This window comes from Sulfurimonas marina (genome assembly GCF_014905095.1).
Taxonomy (GTDB): Bacteria; Campylobacterota; Campylobacteria; order Campylobacterales; family Sulfurimonadaceae; genus Sulfurimonas; species Sulfurimonas marina.
The window spans coordinates 1,593,914-1,614,035 of record NZ_CP041165.1 but is presented as its reverse complement, the minus strand read 5'-3'; the positions used below and the strand labels follow the sequence as shown (position 1 = coordinate 1,614,035).

Here is a 20,122-nt window from a genome sequence, read left to right as displayed (position 1 = left end):
TTTGAAAAAAGCTTTTTCACTTATTGAGTTAATGATAGTAATAGTTATCATCGGGGTTGTCTATACCCTTGTGATAACAAAACTTCATAGTGTAAATGAAGAGCAAGAGAAGCTGAGTTTAAAAAATCTGAAAAGTTATATGTATAAACAGATCAAAGACGGTAACTCTTCGAAGCTTGTCTGTGAGGATGATTGTTCTGTATGTACTCTTTATATAGATCAAGAGAAACGAGCAGAAATCGAAGAACTGATCGATGATTCTATAGAAGTTTATAGATATAGCTATTCAGAAGGTTTAGTACAACAAAGATTTAAAGGGTGTTTTGAGTTTGAAGTTGCCAGAGACGGCATTTCTGACCAGTATATAGTTGCCTTTAAAGATAAAGTATATGATTATAGTGAGTACTTTAAGGGTGTAAAAGTTTACGATACTTTGCAAGAGTGTGTAGATGAAAAAGAGCAGTTAATACAAGAAGTGAAGTGATGATTTTTAAATATAAAGGTATAGATAAAACGGGAAAAAATGTCACTGACAGAGTTGAAGCTGCAACTCTTGAAGAGGTGAAGGCAAAGCTCAAAGCGACGGGAATTATCTACAGCGATATAAAAGAGGATTCACTTCCGTTTTATGAGAAGTTTAAAATTAAAAAGCGTTATAAGATCTCCTCTAAAGAGTTGGCGCTTCTTGCTCGTGAACTCTCTATGTATATCCGTTCAGGTATGAGTATTGTCTCGGCTTTGAAAATTGTTCAAACACATTACGCTAAAAATAAAAAAATAAAGCTTTTTTTAACAACGGTAAATACACATCTAGATGAAGGGGAAAACTTCTACAGTGCCCTCTCTTCTCAGGATGTGGTAGAACTTCCGGAGTTTTTTGTAGAGTCTATCCGTGTAAGTGAAGACGGTGGAATTCTAGATGAGGTACTTATGGAACTGTCCCGCTTTTTAAAAGAGCAGGATAAAATAGCAAAAGAGATTAAAGGTGCTTTTGCTTATCCGTCGTTTATGATCATTATCTCTTTGGTGATGATCGCCTTTATGCTTACCTATGTAGTACCGCAAATTACGGGGATTTTTGAGAGTATGGACCAAGAACTTCCAACCCCTACAAAAGTAGTCATAGGGCTTGGAGATTTCTTTAGTGAAAATTTTCAAATGATTTTGGCATTGATTTTTATCTTTACGGCACTTTTTGTTACTCTAAAAAAGAAGATATACAGTTTTGCCTACTTTGTGGACAAACTTTTACTAAAAGTCCCCCTTTTTGGTACGATTATTTTAAAAAGTGAGCTTGCACGTTTCTCTTACATCGCTTCACTCTTGACACGTTCGGGTGTTGTTTTTGTTCAAACAATCAATATGAGTGCAAATATTTTGAGTAATAAAGTGATCAAAGAGTTGTTTATAGATGCAAGTAAAAAAGTGGTTGAGGGTAAACTGCTTTCCCATGCACTTTACAATGCGAACGTACAACTTGATGATGCTTTTGTACAGGCGATTGCTCTTGGTGAAGAGACATCAGAAATTGAGAGTGTTTTAACAAATGTCTCAGAGCTTTATTTTGAAGAGAACCGTGATAAGATCTCTCTTCTTTTAACGCTGCTTGAACCTGCTTTAATGCTTTTTGTAGGCGGAAGTATCGGTTTTATCGTAGCGGCGATGCTATTACCAATTTTTTCAATGAGTATTCAATAGATGCAGAAAAAAAGAGGGATAGCACTTCTTATTACGGTAATGTTTGTAATTATCATTACGGTGGCAGTGGGTTATACTTTAAAGCAGATCAATAACTCTTCAAAGTATGTGGAAAAAGAGAAAAGTCTCTATCAGGACCATATCTTTGTAGATGATGTTATATCCCTTTTAAACGGTTCTGAGCAATTGAAAAGTATAGTTGACAATAAATCTGCAGAGGAGTTGTATGTTTTCTTAGCGGGGATAGAGAGTGGTATACCGTTAAACAACAACGGTACCCACTTGATAGTCTATATTACAAGTGGACGTTCAACTTTTGCGATCAACTTTATGGATCGTATACAAGAAGAGTTTTTATATGAGTACCTTACTAGATACAATGTAAGAGGGGAATATATAGAACTTCTTAAAGATGTTATGAAAGAACCGAAAGAGGGGATTTATTACAATACTACTATTTTTGAGGAGGACCCGACACTCTTTCGAGGTTCTATTGCTTCTATGAAACATCTTAAAAAGATTAACAGGTTTTATAAAAGAGAGTATCAGGATGACTCAATTGATGCGATCAATTTTACAAACCTTTTTAATTTTTCGACAGACAGAAACACAACTACAGAGAGAAATGTAACTATAGATCTGAATTATGCTACATCTGAAGTGTGGGAGTTAATAACAGGAGCAACGCCTGAAAGAGCGAAATTTTTAAGCTCACAAGAGGTGGTATACAGTTCTAAAGAGGAGCTTTATAAAGGGTTGTCATTAGGTGAAGAGGAGAAAAACAGAATTAATAAATTTCCTACAGATACCTTTGTTCCGTATTTGTTTATAAAAATGGATATAATAAGAGAAAACATTACTTCACATATAAGTTTTGAATACGATATGAAAAATAAGAAAGGGTATAACTTTGTTTACGAAATTTAAAACAACCAGCAGTGTTGTTTTTTTAGATCCCCACAGTGAGAAAGCACCGGAGATTGCTGGTGGTACAAAAGTAGATATAGTCCTTTCTCCGTCACTTTACTGGGTGAAAAAACTAAGTCTACCCGTAAAATACGCCAGAGATGCTAAAAAACTGTTACCGTCACTTTTTGAGGATAATCTCCCAGAAGGAAACTACAGTTATGTAGTGTTTAAAGAGGGGGAAGAGTTTTTAGCATTTGCGTATGAAGATAAAAAGATCATTGAAGAGATAGGGAAGAAAAATATTTCTATCTCAAGCATTAACAATGTATATTTTGCACAAACGGAACTATTAGAATTATTGCCGTGTAAAATAAATGAAAAAGAGGTAATGGTTGTTGATAATGAGATAGTGTTTATAGCTCCGAGAGTTTGGAATGAAACGGCAGAAGAGCTTTCATTAGATTCTTTGAAACTCTCAAAAAAAACTATCAAACTACAACAGTTTTCACATATTATCGACAATAGCAGTTTGTATAAAGTAGCTGTATTAATTGGTATGTTTATTATCCTTTTAGGAATTGAAAACTTTATAACGATGCAAAAGATCGAGAGTGTAAACATACAAAAAGAGAAACTCTTTGAAGAGTATAAACTCTATCCCACTATGATGCAAAACCGTTCTGTGCTTCAGGAGTATGAAACAACTTTTGAAAAACAAACGAAACTGCGTGAGCTTATTGCAGAATTTTTAAAACTCAAACTTGAAAAAGAGCAGAAGATTACAGATATTGCATATAAAAATAAAATGTTAAGTGTAAAGATATCTGGCTTAGATACGGCTGCTAGTAAAAAAGTGCTGCAAAGTCTGCAAAGTTATAAAGCGGCTCTCAGCTCTTCATTTAAGGGGAAAACTTTTGAGATAAAGGTGAAACTATGAATCAAGTGAATCCTTTACATATCGGTGCACTCCTTTTAACTGTTTTACTCTTTTTATTTTTTAAATTAAGTACATTTAAAGAGGAACTTCTTGAGGCAAAACTGCAGTATCAAGAGAGCAAAAAAGTGGCTGTAAAGCTAAATGCTCTTGAAGATGTGTACGGCGATCAAAAGAAGATAAAAAGTTCAATTGAGAGGATCTTAAGACAGCCCTCACTAAAGTCTGCAAATATCATTAAAAAAGTAACAAAAGATTCGATCAAAATAAGTGCAAAAACTATGAATGCCGATGCCCTGAACTCTTTGATGGGAAAAGTGTTAAACGGTTCTTACAACATTTCACTGCTTGAGATTAAAAAACTGGGCGATGATACGGTAAGCTTGGAGATGGAGATAAAATGGTAAAAAAATTATCACTGTTTTTTGGATATTTTCTAGTGTTTGTTTTAGCATTGATCGCATTTACACCTAAACAAAGTGTGTACTATTTTCTAGAACAGGAACTTGGGGCATTTGATGTTGTAATCTCCGGGGAAAAAGTGCAAGATAAGTTTTTTACCTTGGAGATCGATAATGCGCATCTGTTTGCACAGGGGATTGAAACAGCAGAAATAGCAACAACAAAAATAACTTTACTCGGTGTGTATAACTCGATCGATGTAAGCGGAATCAATCTGGCTTCAATTGTAGAGAACTTTGCCCCTAAAAAGGTGGAAAAGCTTTCTGTAAACTACTCAATTATAAACCCGCTGAATGTGAGTATATCTGCAAACGGCGGATTTGGTGAACTTGAAGGGGAGTTTAGTATTTTAGAGCAAAGTTTATCTTTAGTGTTAAAACCATCAAAACTGATGCTTTCAAAATATCGTACCTCTTTACGAGAGTTTAAAAAAGATCAAAATGGGGAGTATAAATATGTTAAAGCTCTCTAATTCGAAACTTTTAAAGGTAGTTACAAAGCTTTTAGTGCTTGTTCTTCTTGCAAAACTCTTTAGTTTGGCTATTTGGTGGTATCTTCCAAGCAGCGGGATAGATAATGAGGAGAGCGGCTCATATACACAAAGCTATAAGAGAATAGACTTTAAAAACATGCTTGAGCGCTCAAAGGTTGTGGTTACACAAGAGCCTCAAAGTAGCGTTTCTACAAGTATTAGTACCATCGTTTTAAAAGGGCTTTACGGAAAAGGTAAAAAAGGTTTTGCGATCGTTGCTAAAAAAGCACAGAAGGATAAAACTTCAGTTATCTCTGTCGGAGAAGTGTATGCAGGGTATAGATTAAAAACTATCGGTACCTTTAGTGTTATCTTTGAGAAGATGGGTAAAGAGTATAGTGTGAGTCTCGATAGTGACAAAAAACTGCAACCAAAGGAGTTTGTAAAAAAAGAGAGTGCTGCAAATACAACTCATGAAGTGCAAAAAACAGATATTACCTACTATACGAAAAATCCAACTAAGTTGTGGAGTGATATTGCGATCAATGAAGTGTTTGAGGGTAAAAAGATTACCGGCTTTCGAGTAGATAAAGTAAAACCAAACTCAAAAATAGCCGAGTTGGGACTTCAAAAAGGTGACATAATGATTCGGGCAAACAATGTAGAACTTACCTCTTATAAGGCGGCAATGGACCTTTATAAGAAGATAGATAGCATAGATGTTTTAGAATTAACAGTACTTAGAAACAATCAAGAAAAGGAAATCATATATGAAATTCGTTAAAGTTTTTTTAATTACACTATTTTTAATTACTAGTTTAAATGCAAGAGAGAAGGTAAATGTTAACTTCTCCAATGTCAAAATTGATGATTTTATCGAATTGGTTTCAAAGATTACACATAAAAATATTCTTGTAACGCAACAAGTAAACGGGACAGTGAACTTTATAAGTTCAACACCTATTTATGATGATGAATTGATCGAGTTGCTGGTTGATGTTCTGGAGTCTAAAGGTTTTACACTTGTTCAAAAAGGTTCAAGATATGAAGTGATTCGTGCAACAGATGCAGCAAAAAGCAATGTACCCGTAATCGGAAAAAATAAAAAGCTTTACGGTGCAACTATGGTAACTCAGGCTATCGTGGTAAAAGGTGAAAATGTTGACGTAATAGCGGCAAAAGTAAGATACCTGATCTCAAAAACTGCCAAACTGATGACAATGAAAGAGACAAATACACTCTTAGTTACAGACTATCCGAAAAATATTGAAACAATCAAAAAAGTTATAAAAGATCTTAGTAGTAATGTTGAGAATATTGTAAAGATTATATATCTCAAAAATACAGAGGCAAAGAAACTCAACCTGAAACTTTCAGAGATCCAAAAATCGATTTTCAACCAACAAGTTGTTTCTGAACAGGTAACAATAGTCGTTGATGAAAATATCAATGGCTTGGTACTTGTCGGAGAGGCAAAAAATGTAAATAAACTTGCCGAGATTGTCGCTAAACTTGATATAGAGTCGAACATTAACAATACTGTAAAGATATTTCAGCTTAAAAACTCAGATGCACAGGCAGTTCTGAAAACGATTACAGATATTATCGCAAAACAAACTTTTAAAGACCCTGCAATGAAACCGAACGTTTCTGCAAGTGACGAGATTAACTCTATTGTTGTGATCGGAGATCCTTTGGTAATTAAAGGGATTCAGAAAATTATTGAAGAGCTTGATAAAGAGAAGTTTCAGGTCTATGTACAGGCAAAAATTGTAGAGATCAATAAAAATAAAAGTCAGGATATCGGTGTTAAGTACGGTTTTGCAGCGGGAGATATCTCATCTTCTGGATTATATGCTATGAGTGCAAACTTTGGTTCGGCTGATCTTACAAATACAGCTACTGGTGTTGTTGCAGATTCTCTAGGAACAACTATTGGAACACTTTCTCAATCTGCTTTAGCTCTTGGTGCAACATTAGACTTTTTACAACAAAACGGTGCTGGACAATCAATTTCTAATCCATCTATACTTTGTGTAAATAATAAAGAATCATCTATTTATGTAGGTAAAACAATCTCTATTTCGACAGGTTCTGTTACAACAAGTGCAGGAATTGGCGGTACTACAAGTAGTTATAAACGTGAAGATGTCGGTTTAACTTTAAAAATTAAACCTCGCGTCTCTTCAAACGATAAAGTGACACTTGATGTAGAAGCAGTTTTAGAAAATGTACTTGATGACGGACTTGATGCAAGCGGGCAAACTGTTCGTCAACCTGTTACTTCAAAACAAGAGGTGAAAACACAAGCAATTTTACGCCATGGTGAGAGTATTATTATTGGTGGACTTGTAAAAACTTATTCAGATAAAACAGTTACAAAGGTACCGCTTTTAGGAGATATTCCTCTAATAGGAAAACTTTTTACTTCAACATCTGATGCAGAAGAGGAAGATAACTTGGTTGTAATCCTGACACCTTATGTGATCGATAAAAGTGAAGAGCTATCTCAATTACAAAAAGATCTCGGTGTGCTTTCAAAAATTCAGGAGAAGTACAATCAAGATATATTTAAACAGATAGAAGAGAAAAACAATGCTAAACATTGAAGCGCTCCATAATCTGCACCTTGAACCTCTTGAAATTGAGGAGTTAGATACAAATTTATCTGTTAAAAACTATCTGCTTTTTAGTGAGTATGCAGAAGAAGTAGCTGCATTTACTTCAAAGCGTTATCTTGTTGAAGCAAGTAACTACTATACGAAGCTTGAACAAGAGTATCCGTTATATATGTTGGATGAGGATTCTTTTGACAGACTCTACAACCGCTTTTTAGAACTAAGAACTGATAAAGAGATCGAGACAATGAAAGGGGACAGACAAGAGGAGGTTGATGAGGAAGATGAACTCTCTTTAACAGACTTTTTAAGAACATCTACAGATATCTTAACAAGTGAAGAGTCAGCACCTATTATCAAGTTTGTAAACGCTCTGTTTTATCAGGCGGTAAAAAAACGTGCATCAGATATCCATATTGAGGTGCACGAAAACAAAGGTGAAGTGCGTTTCCGTATAGACGGGATGTTGACAAAAAATGCCGATCTCGACAAAAAGATAGTCAATCTCATTGTGAGTCGTATTAAAGTTATTTCAAACCTTGATATCTCTGAAAAAAGAATCCCTCAAGACGGTCGTACACAGATCAAGATTGCTGGGGAAGTTTTAGATATTCGTGTCTCTATTCTACCAACTTTTTACGGTGAACGTGTTGTTATGAGGCTTCTGATGCAAAGTTCGCAAATCCCGGACATTAGTGAGCTTGGATTTAACGACTCAATGATAAGTGATGTAAAAAAACTGCTTCGCTCATCACATGGAATTATCTTGGTAACGGGACCGACAGGGAGTGGTAAGACAACATCACTTCACTCATTCTTACGTGAAGTGGAAGAGCCGCATAAAAACCTTATAACAGTTGAAGATCCTGTCGAATATAAAAGTGATAATATCTCACAAATTCAAGTAAATGAGAAGGTTGGGCTTACATTTGCTTCGGCACTTCGATCTATTCTTCGTCAAGATCCTGATGTTATTATGATCGGGGAGATTCGTGATGAGGAGACTGCTACGATCGCAGTTCGTGCAGCACTCACGGGACACTTGGTTTTTTCAACTCTGCATACAAACTCGGCAGCAGCAACAATATCGAGACTTGCAGATATGAATATAGAACCGTTTTTAATCTCATCTTCACTTTTAGGGATCTTGGCACAGAGACTTGTGCGTGTACTTTGTCCTCATTGTAAAGAGGAAGATGAACTAGCTGAGAATTTTAGCGAGGATTATGACCTTCCTCGTGATGCGAAGATCTATAAATCTTGCGGATGTAAAGAGTGTAACTATACAGGTTATGCGGGGCGTCGCTCTATCGGTGAACTTTTAATCATGAACGACAATGTAAAAGATTTGCTCAAAACTACTACAGATGAACATACGATCAAAACGGCACTTGAAGCAGACGGGCTTAAAACGATCGCAAAACAGCTCCGCATGATGTTAATAAACGGTGAAACTTCACTTGATGAAGCTATTCGTATCGGTATAGGGCATGGCTAAACAACGCAGCGCTTTTACCTTGATTGAAGTGATGGTGGCAGTGATGATTGTCAGTGTCGTGATCGCTGCAATACTGCAAGTAAGGGGTGATGCAAACAACAAGCTCTTATGGCTGCAACAATCGATTAAAGAGACGCAATACAACTCTTTTTTACTCGGAACTTCTGAGAAATACGGTTTTGAAAAAAGCAGTATCTCACTCAAAGAGTTTGTAGATGATTTTGAGCTTGAGAGTGATCTCAGACGTGAACTAAAAGCTGTAAAAGTAAAAATTTCATACGATGAAATTGATGATTTTGAGACCCCTACAGGAAGTGTTTTAGAGATCGGAAAAACAAAGCTGGAGTCTAAAAACTTTTCAGCTTCAATGATACGGGTGAAGATCCAATGAGAAAAGCCTTTACACTTATTGAGTTAATGATCTCCATCGTAATACTCTCTATAATTATGGTGTTTTTATATAAAAGTTATGCCGAATTAAACGGGCAGAATAAAATCTATAAAGAAGCTACAGATAAAATTGAAAAAATAGAGAGTATTAAACAAACAATTTTTTTAGACCTTTCTATGAGTTTTCAAGAAACAATCGTGATTTTGCCGCAAGATAAGAAAATAGATATCCTCTTTTTTCAATCTTCGCACTCTATTCACGATCGTATCAATCCCTATATAGGATATATAGTTCAAGATAAAAAACTTTATAGAATAGAATCTTTACAGGTTTTAAAAGCATATCCGTTAGATAGTCGTATTGACTTCGATATTGATTATTTGGGTAAAGTTAATAATTTTAGAATTTATCCTAGTCAAAAAGAGGATAGTTTATACCTGGTAGATGTCTCTTTGAAAGATTTGGAGCGGATTTTAATGAAGATAAAATCTTTTTCTTAGTATTATAAATAAATAAAAATTAACTATTGGAGAGTGTTTTGAGCATCTATAGAGAGTACGATATACGCGGAATTTACGAAAAAGAACTGAATGAAAACAGTGTTACAAAAATCGGTTTTGCATTGGCTTCGAAAATCGATGGTGAATATGTAGCGGTAGGATATGATGCAAGAAGTCACTCGCCTATTTTATTTGAATACCTTGTAGCCGGTCTTAATGCCGGCGGCAAAAAAGTTTTAGATATGGGACTTGTTCCAACACCTGTAAACTATTTTACAAATTATCAGGAGTGGGATGGTGTTACACCTTCAGCTTCTGTAATGATAACAGGCTCACACAATCCAAGTGAATACAACGGATTTAAAATTACGATCGATAAAGCTCCGTTTTTTGGGGAAGATATCTATGCACTTGGGCGCGAATGTGAAGCGATGGGTGATGTTGCCAAAGCAGAGCGTCAAGTTGTAAAAATTGATGCAAAAAACAGATATATAGACTATATTGTAGAGCAGTTTAAACATCTTAAAGGGATGGATACCAAGATCGTTTACGACTGTGGAAACGGTGTAGCAGGTATTGTCCTTCCTGAGATTTTTGAGCGCCTGCAGTTAAATACAAAAGGATTGTATGTAGATCCGGATGGTACGTTCCCAAACCATCACCCAGACCCTTCTGTTGAGAAAAACCTAAATGATGTAAAAGCACTTTTAGAAAAAGAGGGTGATATCGCTTTTGCTTACGATGGTGATGCGGACAGAATTGCAGTACTGACTCATAAAAATAATATAAAAGGGGATATGATGGCCCTTTTATACTCAATGAAGATGGAGAACCCGACAGTAGTAGGTGAGGTAAAATGTTCACAGGTGATGTATGACGAGCTTGAGCGCCGTGGCGGAAAAACTGTTATGTACAAAACAGGACATTCAAACTTAAAAGTGAAGATGAAAGAGGTGAATGCCGACCTTGCATGTGAAGTGAGCGGACACGTGTTTTTCAAAAACAGATATTTCGGATATGACGATGCGATCTACGCAACGTTTAGAATGTTAGAACTGCTTCAAGATGGAATAGATTTAGATGCAGAGCTGGCAAAACTTCCTGAAGTGTATTCGACTGAAGAGATTAAAGTTGAGACAACAGAAGCAGAGAAGTTTAAAATTATGGACAAAATTAAAGAACTGCTGCAAAACCCTCCGGCATCTTTTCCAACTATCAAAGATATTATAGATGTTGACGGTGTAAGAATCAACTTTGAAAACGGTTGGGGACTTGTACGTGCATCCAATACAACACCGGTACTTGTTACACGTTTTGAATCTACTTCAAAAGCTGATGCTGCACTTTATGAAGCATCAATGAATGCTCTTATTAAAGAAGCAAAAGAGTTGTTATAATCAAATGGTATAATAAACATAATTTAAAACTATTTAGATAGAATATCTTTAAATAATTGAAGGATCTTCTAAATGGTTTATATAACACTCTTTTTACTCTTTTTCTATCTAAAAATAGCACGTGTACATACAAAACAGGAAAAAGTTACGCTGCTTTTCGTTTCACAACACACACTTATAGCACTTAGTGCCCTAGCTACACTTTATTATGGTTTTATAACAGAGCCTTGGTACTTTTTAATTCCTGCTATGTGGTTTTTCTTTATTATTGCAGCACTTATGGTTACGGCAATGATGGTGGGAATCTTTATAGATGGTATAGCTTTAGTTGGATTAAGTAGAATCTATAGATTTTTACCGTTATTAACATTGGTTATTGTAACACTTTCTACATCTTTATGGGTTGTTTAACAAGCGATTTGTTATAATCTCGTATATAAATAATTTAAGGATATCAATGAAAACTCATACACTTTTAATGCCGCTAGATATGCACCTCCATCTTCGTGATGGTGTAATGCTTGAAAACATCGCTCCACTTTCAGCATACAGTTTTAGTGGTGCTATCGTGATGCCAAACCTCGTTCCACCGGTTACTACGAAAGAGGATGTAATCGCTTATAAAGAGCGTATAATGGCTGCAGTTCCAAATGATTACTTTGAGCCTTATATGACACTTTTTTATCAAAACTATACAAGAGAGTTTTTAGAAGATGTAGCTGAGGAGATCACTGCGATAAAACTTTATCCGGCAGGTATCACTACAAACTCTGAAGGTGGTGTAAGTTCATTTGATATAGAGGAGATGAGAGAAACACTCGAAGCTATGAGTTCAATGGGTATCCCTTTATGTGTACACGGTGAAACTGACGGTTTTGTTATGGACCGTGAAGCTGAATTTATGTCTATTTATGAGCTTTTAGCACAAAACTTTCCTGATCTAAAAATAATTATGGAACACATCACGACAAAAGCTGCTGTTGAGATGTTAGATAAATATCCTAATCTTTATGCAACAATCACAGTACATCACCTTTTAATAACACTTGATGATGTAGTTGGCGGTATGATGCAGCCACACCTTTTCTGTAAACCGATCGCAAAACGCCCTGAAGATTTAGATGCACTTTTAAATGTAGCACTGGATGCACATCCAAAAGTTATGTTTGGAAGTGATTCAGCACCGCATCCACAACATAAAAAAGAATCTTGTGGTTGTGCAGCAGGTGTATTTACGGCACCAATAGCTCTACAACTGCTTTGTGAAATCTTCGATCAGTACGGAAAACTTGAGAATTTACAAGCTTTCGTAAGTGACAATGCACAAAGTATTTATGGAATTTGTCCGGAATTTAAAGAGGTTACTTTAGAGCAGAGACCATTTGTTATCCCTGAAACATATTCCGGTGTAGTACCGATGTATGCCGGTCAGGCTATCAACTGGGCTATTGAGAATGTCGAATAACATTTTACTTCTAGAAGATGATCCTCTTTTTGGGGAGACTCTTGTAGATATGCTTGAGGATGAGGATTTTAACGTTAGTTTATATCCAAACGGTCAAGCAGCTCTCGATGCTACATTTACAGAGAAGTTCGATCTGTATGTTTTAGATATAAACGTTCCTTTGATCGATGGTGTTACATTACTTAAAGAGCTTCGTGAAGCAGAGGATGAAACACCGGCTATTTTTGTAACATCTCATAAAGAGAAAGAGATGATGCAAAAAGGGTTTTTAAACGGCGGGGATGACTATATTGTAAAACCGTTTGACAATGATGAGTTGATCTTGCGCGTAAATGCATTGCTAAGACGATTTAAACAAAAAGAGAAAGTTTGTAAATGCGGTCTTTGTATAGACAATACACGAAAAGTGATCAGCTATAACTCAGAGGAGTTGGAACTTTCAAAACGGGAATTTGAAGTACTCTCATTGTTAATCAAACATGCTAACAGTGTGGTTTCAAAAGAGATGATACTTGATGAATTGTATAATCTGAGTCAAAGTGGTAGTGAAGGTGCAATCAGGGTTTATATTAACCGTATAAAACAGTTACTTCCTGAACATAACTTAGAAAATGTCAGGGGAATAGGGTACAAGCTTGTTTGTTAACTTAAGAATCAGTATTTTTGTATTTTATTTTTTAACCGTAATAGCTTTTTTAGCAATTTCGTACTATTTTTTAGATGTACTTGGTGTAAGTAACTTTTACATATACAGTATAGTTTTGCTGTGTATCATTATCTTGTCGGGGATCTTTATTTCCAAACTTGCCATTGACCCGCTAGCAGAATATGTAACAAACCTTCAAAATCTTTCAAAAGAAACATTGCATGAACTCAATCTCCCTATAAGTACGATCATGACAAATACACAAATGATAAAAAAAAATCTTGAAGATGAAAAAGCACTCAAAAGAATTGGAAGAATTGAATCTGCATGTGACATGTTAAAGCAAAGATATAATGAGCTTGATTATCTGATCAAGATGCAGTCAAAACAAAATGTTAAAGAGATGATAGAATTAAGTGACCTCGTACGAGAGCGTATCACATTTTTAGAAAGAATCTATCCAAATAAAAACTTTAATTTAAATCTAGAAAACCTCTCTATAGAGATAGATAGAGTAGGGCTTTCAAAGGTGATTGACAATTTAATTGATAATGGGGTAAAATACTCACAGAAATCACAAGATATAGATATAAATCTACAGAAAAAAACACTCACAATTCAAGATTACGGTATTGGGATGGATGAAGTTGAGTTACTTCAAATTTATGATAATTTTTATCAATCCAATAAACATATGCAAGGTTTTGGTATAGGGCTTTCAATGGTAAAGCGGTTTTGTGATGAAAATAAGATAGAATTGAGTGTAACATCAAAGCCGACTCAAGGTACAAAAGTATCTTTAGAATTTTAAAAATTTAGGAATATTATGGAAACAACAAACTTAATGGCTTATGCAGAACAAGCGATAGATTACGGAGTAATGGGTACTTTAATACTGATGAGTGTTGTAACTCTTTGGTTATTTATAGAAAGAATGATGTTTTATAAAACGGTAAGAGTTGAAGAGTATAAGCATAGAGATGAATTAGAGATGGATCTGACAAACAATATCAATGTAATTAGTGCTATCGGTGCAAATGCTCCGTATATCGGTCTTCTTGGAACGGTTCTTGGAATTATGCTAACATTTTACACATTGGGTGATGCCGGTGCAGTAGATGCAAAGAAAATCATGACAGGACTAGCACTCGCACTGAAAGCAACTGCTATGGGACTTATTGTAGCTATTCCTGCAATTGTGACATATACTATTGCTTTGAGAAAAGTTGAAAAGATTTTAACAAGATACGATATTGCCACAGAGCAACAAGAGGCGTAAGATGTCTAAGTGCAGAAAAACACAAAAGAGGTTTGATCAGATAAACGTTATTCCGTTTATCGATATCATGCTTGTACTGTTGGTGATGGTTTTAACAACCGCTACATTTATCAAACAAGGTATTATCCCTGTTAATCTTCCTGAAGCTTCTTCATCTGAGAAAAAAGAGGAGAAAAAAGAGGTTACGGTTTATGTTAATGCCAAGGGTGAGATGTTCTTTGAAAAAGAGAAGGTAGACCTTGCCACTTTAGAGCAAAAAATAGCAGCAATCTCAAAAGAGCAAACGGTAATTCTTAGAAGTGACAAAGAGTCTAGATTTCAAGATTTTGTGAGTGTAATGGACATTTTAAAGAAACTGGGTCACGAGCAGTTATATATAGTAACGAAAAACGACTAGAAGAGATATGTTGAAGTTATGTTATATTTATAATGAAGATATTTCATCAAAGCATTATAACTCTTTGTCGGAAAACTTCGAAATAATAAGTGTCGATCTAGATACAACTGAAGAGATCCCATCAACAGAGCTCTATATTCTTGACCTTAAACATATAACTAAAGAGTTGTCTCTGCTGCTTAAAAACTCTCTAGACAAAGAGTTGCACAAGCTGATCTATTTCAATGTACCACAAAAGTACACACTACTCCATTTTCAGCTTGCTTTGTTATTGCAATGTAAGTCTATAATAACGGAGAAGCAAGATACACAAAAAATTGTACATAGAGTAAAAGATGAATATTATGAGCATATTGCCAAGCAACATAATCAACCGCAAGAAGAGTGTGATCAGACATTAGAAACAAGACTTGGATTTATCGAGCTTCTTAAAGATAAGTTTCTCTCTAAGACTAAACAGCTTGGGCTGATAACAATAGCACTGAAAACTATTGATGAAACACAGCTTAAAGTAGTTATAAACGAGATAAATACCGTACTCAATACAAGTATACAATTAGCACAGTACAATGGTCATTTCTATCTTGCTTTACATGAAGGTCTGGAGTTTGACAACCTGCAGCAAAAAGCAAAAGAACTCAATATCCATCTTAATGAACTTGCATCTTTACACAACATCGTACTTTCACATGAGGTATATGCCATTGATCTTGACGGGATGGAGTTTGATTCTATTTTAGAGATGCTCATAGATCTTGAGAAAAATAAACTCTCTAATGACCTTAAACTAAACTCTCAAGTCTGTTTTATTGAAAATATGGCTGAACATCAAAGTGATGAGTATATTTTACGACAGATGCTCAATGCTATGAAGTTTAATAAAGTCGATATAAAGCTGCTCAATATCTATAAAGGGCTTGTGATTAACTCTAAAGCATCTGTTGTTAAAGTTGATGACAGGTTTATACAATTGGAATTGCAAAAACTGCAAATTGAAGCTACCTCTATACAAAAAATGACAACTATAGAGATACCGGGCTACTCACAAACTATAGAAGCTTCGTTGAAGCATATCAGTTTTCAAAAAGGGGTAGCTACGTTTGAACACTTTACACTTATGAAAACAGGTGTCAATGCACGTAAGCACGGCCGTGTAACATGTGAGAGAACAACAAACATTAATATATCGGCAGAGGGGACATCGCTTAAGGGTGTTATATTAGACCTCTCTTTAGTCTCTGTCGCTATAAAATTGCCATATACAAAGACGCTTGATAGATTATATGAAAAAGATGTTGTGCTGACATTTGAGTTGAGCCTGCAGAAAAATAAGATAGTAAATACTATTGTAAGAAAAGCATCGGTGCAAAGAATATTTGTAGACGAGCAGCAGAAAGCAGCAAAATTAATTTGCGACTTTCATGAGGACCATAACAATGAGCATCTCATCTCAGAGTATATTTTTCAAAGACAAAAAAGTATTGTAAAAGAGATTAAAATGCTTTCTCTAAAAGCTTAAACTTCGGTTTAAACTCCTCTTTTGTCTCCTCTTGTTGATCAGTGAGTGTTTCGCTTTGCGTAGCACTCTGATTGTAATCAAAAACTTTTTTTTCTATTGTTGTTTCTTCTATAAAAAGTTCACTGGCAATGAAGAATAAAACCATAATAACTACTATACTGACATAAAGCAGTATGTAGTTTTTTATGTGTCCGCTATCAAACGGATTTGTTTTAAAATCTATCATTTACAATTAGTGTTGATCGTAAACTCTAGATCAACATCTTGCCAAGTTTTTCCTTTGTGTAGCTCATAACATGCTTTTGTAATCGCTTCAAGTGATGGAAGCATTTTAAAATCGCCAAGATCAATTGTACCGTTTAATTTCATACTTTCAGTAGTTGAAGTTAAGCTCATAGGAACCACTTTTTTAGTGCCGTTCATAGAGATCTCTACATCTGCAGTTTTACCGTTTACCTTTAAAACTTTTGCATCAATAGCTTTTACCCCTTGAACATGGAAAAAGCTTTTAACAAGTTTAGCATCACGTCCCTCATTGTTAGAGTTTACATCTGCTGTCACGATATGAACATTACTAGATAGCAGTAGTTCGTTTTGCGAGCTTGATGGCTGAGAATTTAACGTGATATTGTCAAATGTCCCTTTAACACCAACTTTTGCAGGTGTCTTAAAAGCAGTCCACTGTAGAGTGTTAGAATCTGCATTGTATTTACAAGTAGCACTAAAGAGAGATGTTGATAATCCCAGTGCTAGAATTAGTAATGTTTTTTTCATAAATTTCTCCAAAATTTTTGGGGTATTGTAACATAACAACAATTGAATCATTCAAATGAAACTTGATTTTTCCCATTATTTTTTGATTTGTAAAGAAAAGTATCTGCACGTTTGTAGATCGAATCTTCAGTGTCATTTGGTTCAACTTCGGTTAAACCTATACTGACAGTGATTTGATGATCTTTAATAACTGAAAGTTTATTGGAAACCATAACTAAAAGGTTCTGTGCAAATTTTTCCGCTTTATCCAATCCCGTATTCTCTAGAAGTAGAATAAATTCCTCTCCACCAATTCTAAAAAAGTAGTCATTTTTTCGTATATTTCTTTGTATGAGCTTTGTTAACTCTATGAGGACAATATCTCCCATTCTGTGACCGTACGTATCGTTGATAGCTTTAAAGTCGTCTATATCAAAGATGATCATACTAAATGGTGTTTTGTACCGTTCGTAAAGAGAAAGAAGACCTACAATTTTCTCTCTATAGGCTCTGATATTTTTTGCTTTTGTTAAGTAGTCTGTTACAACTAGTCTCTCTAACTCTTTTTTTGCATCTTCAAGCTCTTGTGTACGCTCTTCAACTGCTAGTTTTAACTCCTCTTCATTTTTGTTTTTTTCTACTAAAAGTTCTGCTTGGATCTTGATCTTTTCTTGAGAAATAGTTCTGTATTTATTTGCAAGAATAAGAGTAAAAAAGATAATCTCTATAAAAGAACCCAGTACGAAAAGGTGACGATTTAAAAAGTTATACTCTAAAAAGGCGTTAAAAGTAAGGACCATAAGTGTCATCATCGCTGAATAGATAATAAGTGCGATCAGATAATATTTCGCTCCTACATATCCTCTTCTATAGGTTTGAATTGTAGCATAGAAAAGAGTAGCGAAGAAGAAGATCGAAAAGATATTAAATACTAAAGTAGTATAAGGTACATTATTCCAAATAAGCAGAGCAAACAATAAAAACAAGCCTATACAGAATTGAAAAAACTTATGGACAATTTGTAAGTGTTCTTTGAGCTGTAAGAATGTGTCTGAGAACATAATTAGCGTTACTAAAACAAATGTTCCGACAACATGTAGCCCTTCATTCCAGCCGTTAAACCCAAAAAGAAGATAAAAACCGCTCTGCATAGCACTAAAAATAATAAATACAAAGGTATAAGCTACATAGTAAAGATATACTCTCTCTTTAGTGAGAAAAAAGCTATAAAGATTCAGTATAAAGATACTGAGTAAACTAAATGCGAAGATAAGATAGATATCTAGGGCTTCAAAAGTTGATTCGCTAAAGTAATGTTCCTGAGAACATAGCTGAAACTCTCCAAGTTGCCCGGCAATAGTTTCCCCTTGAATATATATGGTTTGTGTAGTACCTGAAGGGATATGGAGTCTGAAGATAGGATAAACTGACTTAAAACTGCGCTGATTAAGCGGAATATCTAAACCGTTCTTATCTACATGCCATTTATTGTTTTTGTATTGATACAGGTTAAATGACTTCCATAAAACTTCACTAAAAGTTAAAAGGAACTCTTCTTGGCTAGAGTTGTTTTCAAGCACAATTTTAAACCAGGTTGTACCGTCTAAGTAACCAAATGTAAAATTGTTTGTTGTCTTTTTAAACTCTTTTTCCTGCAAGTCTGTGACTTCAAGAGTATTTGATTGATCGTAAAAATATTCGATCTCAAAATCTTTATAACAATCTTTCTCATTGATAAAAGAGATTTGTGCTGACAGTGAAATAAAGAAAAAAAATAATAGAATTAATACTCTCATAATGAACTATTATAACTAAAAATTATTTAAACTAAAACGTATAATATTTAATTAAAAAAACTTTTGATAAAGTAGTAAATATAAGGGAGATAAATGGGTAAATTTAAATTACTAAAAGAGTTAACAGTCTATATTGATGAGGCTTTTGAAGATTTTTACAACACCATGTTGCACGATGTAAGGCTGGGAGTTTTTTTTGAGAGTGATGAGCAGGTAATTACATTAATTGAAACACAAAAAAAGCATTTTTCAGCTTCTCTGAGTTTAGATATAGAGGTGTTAAAACAAAATTATATAAAGTTGGGGGAGTTTCACTACGATCTGCGCATTCCATATATAGATTTTATGAAAGGAACAGATATTTTAGAGGAACACTTTCTGTTAAATGCCCAAAAGTGTAAAAGTACCAAAAAGTTAATGGGTGAGATATTTGAGTATTTTAAAATAATGAAAGCTTTTACAGCTAAAGGCTACCTCAATAGAATGTTAAGTGAAGATAAGCGAGATTTAGAAACGTTTTTTGAACAGGTGATTGTAGATACAAACACATATCTTCCAAAGAAATTAATCTTAAGAAAAATTCAATGGCTCAAAGAACTACTTAACAGTATAGAACTAAATGAAGATTTCAATATAGAATCTAGAGACGGCTTTTTGATCAAGGAGTGGTTAGATGAGATGGAGTTTTTAACCCTAGAAAAAAGAACATTTTTTGAGGAGCTTGAACAACGTATTTATCTCAATACACAAAACCTTTTCTATTTTCTACATAGAGGAGAATACTTGGAGATCCTCCCACTCTATTCATCATTATTGAATGTGTATAAGTTAACGCTTATGATGAATAATGCTGTGACGATTGAATATGCCAACAAAGTGATCGAGGATATGCAGCTCGATTCATTAACGCAGCTTTTTAGAAAAGATATTTTTCAAGAGTTACTTAAAAAAGAGATAGCGTTAGTTCAAAGGGAAGAAAACTATAAAATTAGTATTGCATACATTGACCTAGATAACTTTAAAATGGTAAATGACTCTTTTGGGCACTATAGCGGTGACAAAGTTATTGAAAAGATGGGTGAGTCTATGAGAAACAATATACGTGCTTCTGATATGGGCTTTAGAATAGGTGGAGACGAATTCGCACTCATCTTGAAAAATGCTACAAAAGAGGAAGCGAAAAACGTCTGTGAAAAAATAAAAGCAGATTTCTCTTCTTACCAGTTCATATTTAACGATGAGGTCTCTTTTAGTGTAAGTGTAAGTGTAGGTATAAGTGAGTTCTCAACTCAAGAAAAAATAGAGATAGAAGATATTTTAAAAGATGTCGATACTAAACTTTATCTGGCAAAACATAAAGGGAAAAATCAAGTCTGTATTTAGATACT

At 34.6% G+C, this 20,122-nt stretch carries 23 protein-coding genes; 20 read left to right on the top strand and 3 right to left on the bottom strand.

The features are described 5' to 3' along the window. Window position 1 precedes the first annotated feature (1 nt). The 19 genes from FJR03_RS08255 to FJR03_RS08165 all read left to right on the top strand — a co-directional run bounded on the left by FJR03_RS08255 (window position 2) and on the right by FJR03_RS08165 (window position 16,185). Complete coding sequence (locus FJR03_RS08255) at window positions 2-484, top strand: prepilin-type N-terminal cleavage/methylation domain-containing protein (RefSeq protein WP_193113042.1); 483 nt, start codon at window positions 2-4, stop codon at window positions 482-484. After that, window positions 484-1,698, top strand: a complete 1,215-nt coding sequence (locus tag FJR03_RS08250) for a type II secretion system F family protein (protein ID WP_193113041.1) — start codon at window positions 484-486, stop codon at window positions 1,696-1,698. Before FJR03_RS08255 ends, FJR03_RS08250 begins: the two co-directional genes overlap by 1 nt. Continuing rightward, window positions 1,699-2,625, top strand: coding sequence for a hypothetical protein (locus FJR03_RS08245; protein WP_193113040.1), 927 nt, complete (start codon window positions 1,699-1,701; stop codon window positions 2,623-2,625). Then, window positions 2,609-3,544: a hypothetical protein gene (locus FJR03_RS08240; protein ID WP_193113039.1), complete on the top strand. Its 936-nt coding sequence runs from the start codon at window positions 2,609-2,611 to the stop codon at window positions 3,542-3,544. The genes FJR03_RS08245 and FJR03_RS08240 overlap by 17 nt, the downstream gene beginning before the upstream one ends. Continuing rightward, on the top strand, window positions 3,541-3,948 hold the full coding sequence (locus tag FJR03_RS08235) for a hypothetical protein (protein ID WP_193113038.1): 408 nt from the start codon (window positions 3,541-3,543) through the stop codon (window positions 3,946-3,948). Before FJR03_RS08240 ends, FJR03_RS08235 begins: the two co-directional genes overlap by 4 nt. Then, window positions 3,942-4,475 carry a hypothetical protein gene (locus FJR03_RS08230; protein WP_193113037.1) on the top strand — a complete coding sequence of 178 codons (534 nt, stop codon included), beginning with the start codon at window positions 3,942-3,944 and terminating at the stop codon, window positions 4,473-4,475. The genes FJR03_RS08235 and FJR03_RS08230 overlap by 7 nt, the downstream gene beginning before the upstream one ends. Continuing rightward, a complete protein-coding gene (locus tag FJR03_RS08225; protein ID WP_193113036.1) occupies window positions 4,459-5,259 on the top strand; it encodes a hypothetical protein in 801 nt (266 codons plus the stop codon). Before FJR03_RS08230 ends, FJR03_RS08225 begins: the two co-directional genes overlap by 17 nt. Continuing rightward, window positions 5,246-7,084: a secretin N-terminal domain-containing protein gene (locus tag FJR03_RS08220; protein ID WP_193113035.1), complete on the top strand. Its 1,839-nt coding sequence runs from the start codon at window positions 5,246-5,248 to the stop codon at window positions 7,082-7,084. The genes FJR03_RS08225 and FJR03_RS08220 overlap by 14 nt, the downstream gene beginning before the upstream one ends. Then, entirely contained in the window at window positions 7,071-8,591 is a 1,521-nt protein-coding gene (locus tag FJR03_RS08215) for a GspE/PulE family protein (protein WP_193113034.1), read from the top strand. The genes FJR03_RS08220 and FJR03_RS08215 overlap by 14 nt, the downstream gene beginning before the upstream one ends. Next, window positions 8,584-8,982 carry a type II secretion system protein gene (locus FJR03_RS08210; protein WP_193113033.1) on the top strand — a complete coding sequence of 133 codons (399 nt, stop codon included), beginning with the start codon at window positions 8,584-8,586 and terminating at the stop codon, window positions 8,980-8,982. Before FJR03_RS08215 ends, FJR03_RS08210 begins: the two co-directional genes overlap by 8 nt. After that, window positions 8,979-9,482 (top strand): prepilin-type N-terminal cleavage/methylation domain-containing protein, encoded by a 504-nt coding sequence (locus tag FJR03_RS08205; RefSeq protein ID WP_193113032.1) that lies wholly within the window; start codon window positions 8,979-8,981, stop codon window positions 9,480-9,482. Before FJR03_RS08210 ends, FJR03_RS08205 begins: the two co-directional genes overlap by 4 nt. 38 nt (window positions 9,483-9,520) lie before the next feature. Next, window positions 9,521-10,879, top strand: coding sequence for a phosphomannomutase/phosphoglucomutase (locus FJR03_RS08200; protein ID WP_193113031.1), 1,359 nt, complete (start codon window positions 9,521-9,523; stop codon window positions 10,877-10,879). Between the two features lie 72 nt (window positions 10,880-10,951). Then, a complete protein-coding gene (locus tag FJR03_RS08195; RefSeq protein WP_193113030.1) occupies window positions 10,952-11,290 on the top strand; it encodes a hypothetical protein in 339 nt (112 codons plus the stop codon). 46 nt (window positions 11,291-11,336) lie between these two features. After that, on the top strand, window positions 11,337-12,344 hold the full coding sequence (gene pyrC, locus FJR03_RS08190) for a dihydroorotase (protein WP_193113029.1): 1,008 nt from the start codon (window positions 11,337-11,339) through the stop codon (window positions 12,342-12,344). After that, window positions 12,334-12,990, top strand: a complete 657-nt coding sequence (locus tag FJR03_RS08185; RefSeq protein WP_193113028.1) for a response regulator transcription factor — start codon at window positions 12,334-12,336, stop codon at window positions 12,988-12,990. Before pyrC ends, FJR03_RS08185 begins: the two co-directional genes overlap by 11 nt. Beyond that, window positions 12,980-13,801: a sensor histidine kinase gene (locus tag FJR03_RS08180; RefSeq protein WP_193113027.1), complete on the top strand. Its 822-nt coding sequence runs from the start codon at window positions 12,980-12,982 to the stop codon at window positions 13,799-13,801. The genes FJR03_RS08185 and FJR03_RS08180 overlap by 11 nt, the downstream gene beginning before the upstream one ends. A gap of 15 nt (window positions 13,802-13,816) precedes the next feature. Then, window positions 13,817-14,269: a TonB-system energizer ExbB gene (gene exbB / locus FJR03_RS08175; RefSeq protein ID WP_193113026.1), complete on the top strand. Its 453-nt coding sequence runs from the start codon at window positions 13,817-13,819 to the stop codon at window positions 14,267-14,269. 1 nt (window position 14,270) lies between these two features. Continuing rightward, window positions 14,271-14,666, top strand: a complete 396-nt coding sequence (gene exbD, locus FJR03_RS08170; protein WP_193113025.1) for a TonB system transport protein ExbD — start codon at window positions 14,271-14,273, stop codon at window positions 14,664-14,666. Window positions 14,667-14,673: 7 nt separating this feature from the next. Next, window positions 14,674-16,185 carry a hypothetical protein gene (locus FJR03_RS08165; RefSeq protein ID WP_193113024.1) on the top strand — a complete coding sequence of 504 codons (1,512 nt, stop codon included), beginning with the start codon at window positions 14,674-14,676 and terminating at the stop codon, window positions 16,183-16,185. On the opposite strand, the gene FJR03_RS08160 is transcribed toward FJR03_RS08165, so the two are convergent. Genes FJR03_RS08160 through FJR03_RS08150 form a run of 3 tightly spaced genes read right to left on the bottom strand, consistent with a single transcriptional unit; the run spans window position 16,160 to window position 18,734 of the window. Next, window positions 16,160-16,411, bottom strand: coding sequence for a hypothetical protein (locus FJR03_RS08160; RefSeq protein WP_193113023.1), 252 nt, complete (start codon window positions 16,409-16,411; stop codon window positions 16,160-16,162). The genes FJR03_RS08165 and FJR03_RS08160 overlap by 26 nt on opposite strands. Next, window positions 16,408-16,959 carry a YceI family protein gene (locus tag FJR03_RS08155; RefSeq protein WP_193113022.1) on the bottom strand — a complete coding sequence of 184 codons (552 nt, stop codon included), beginning with the start codon at window positions 16,957-16,959 and terminating at the stop codon, window positions 16,408-16,410. The genes FJR03_RS08160 and FJR03_RS08155 overlap by 4 nt, the downstream gene beginning before the upstream one ends. A 47-nt stretch (window positions 16,960-17,006) precedes the next feature. Next, window positions 17,007-18,734 carry a sensor domain-containing diguanylate cyclase gene (locus FJR03_RS08150; RefSeq protein WP_193113021.1) on the bottom strand — a complete coding sequence of 576 codons (1,728 nt, stop codon included), beginning with the start codon at window positions 18,732-18,734 and terminating at the stop codon, window positions 17,007-17,009. A 93-nt stretch (window positions 18,735-18,827) separates the two neighbouring features. Here FJR03_RS08150 and FJR03_RS08145 point away from each other — a divergent pair, with 93 nt between their 5' ends. Next, entirely contained in the window at window positions 18,828-20,117 is a 1,290-nt protein-coding gene (locus tag FJR03_RS08145) for a GGDEF domain-containing protein (protein ID WP_193113020.1), read from the top strand. Window positions 20,118-20,122 lie beyond the last annotated feature (5 nt).

Coding starts and splice junctions, on each gene's coding strand:
- exbD (WP_193113025.1), top strand. CDS start 14,271: ATGTCTAAGTGCAGAAAAACACAAAAGAGGTTTGATCAGATAAACGTT.
- FJR03_RS08235 (WP_193113038.1), top strand. CDS start 3,541: ATGAATCAAGTGAATCCTTTACATATCGGTGCACTCCTTTTAACTGTT.
- FJR03_RS08155 (WP_193113022.1), bottom strand. CDS start 16,959: ATGAAAAAAACATTACTAATTCTAGCACTGGGATTATCAACATCTCTC.
- FJR03_RS08150 (WP_193113021.1), bottom strand. CDS start 18,734: ATGAGAGTATTAATTCTATTATTTTTTTTCTTTATTTCACTGTCAGCA.
- FJR03_RS08250 (WP_193113041.1), top strand. CDS start 484: ATGATTTTTAAATATAAAGGTATAGATAAAACGGGAAAAAATGTCACT.
- FJR03_RS08165 (WP_193113024.1), top strand. CDS start 14,674: ATGTTGAAGTTATGTTATATTTATAATGAAGATATTTCATCAAAGCAT.
- FJR03_RS08215 (WP_193113034.1), top strand. CDS start 7,071: ATGCTAAACATTGAAGCGCTCCATAATCTGCACCTTGAACCTCTTGAA.
- pyrC (WP_193113029.1), top strand. CDS start 11,337: ATGAAAACTCATACACTTTTAATGCCGCTAGATATGCACCTCCATCTT.
- FJR03_RS08185 (WP_193113028.1), top strand. CDS start 12,334: ATGTCGAATAACATTTTACTTCTAGAAGATGATCCTCTTTTTGGGGAG.
- FJR03_RS08220 (WP_193113035.1), top strand. CDS start 5,246: ATGAAATTCGTTAAAGTTTTTTTAATTACACTATTTTTAATTACTAGT.
- FJR03_RS08230 (WP_193113037.1), top strand. CDS start 3,942: ATGGTAAAAAAATTATCACTGTTTTTTGGATATTTTCTAGTGTTTGTT.
- FJR03_RS08145 (WP_193113020.1), top strand. CDS start 18,828: ATGGGTAAATTTAAATTACTAAAAGAGTTAACAGTCTATATTGATGAG.
- FJR03_RS08205 (WP_193113032.1), top strand. CDS start 8,979: ATGAGAAAAGCCTTTACACTTATTGAGTTAATGATCTCCATCGTAATA.
- FJR03_RS08225 (WP_193113036.1), top strand. CDS start 4,459: ATGTTAAAGCTCTCTAATTCGAAACTTTTAAAGGTAGTTACAAAGCTT.
- FJR03_RS08160 (WP_193113023.1), bottom strand. CDS start 16,411: ATGATAGATTTTAAAACAAATCCGTTTGATAGCGGACACATAAAAAAC.
- FJR03_RS08245 (WP_193113040.1), top strand. CDS start 1,699: ATGCAGAAAAAAAGAGGGATAGCACTTCTTATTACGGTAATGTTTGTA.
- exbB (WP_193113026.1), top strand. CDS start 13,817: ATGGAAACAACAAACTTAATGGCTTATGCAGAACAAGCGATAGATTAC.
- FJR03_RS08195 (WP_193113030.1), top strand. CDS start 10,952: ATGGTTTATATAACACTCTTTTTACTCTTTTTCTATCTAAAAATAGCA.
- FJR03_RS08210 (WP_193113033.1), top strand. CDS start 8,584: ATGGCTAAACAACGCAGCGCTTTTACCTTGATTGAAGTGATGGTGGCA.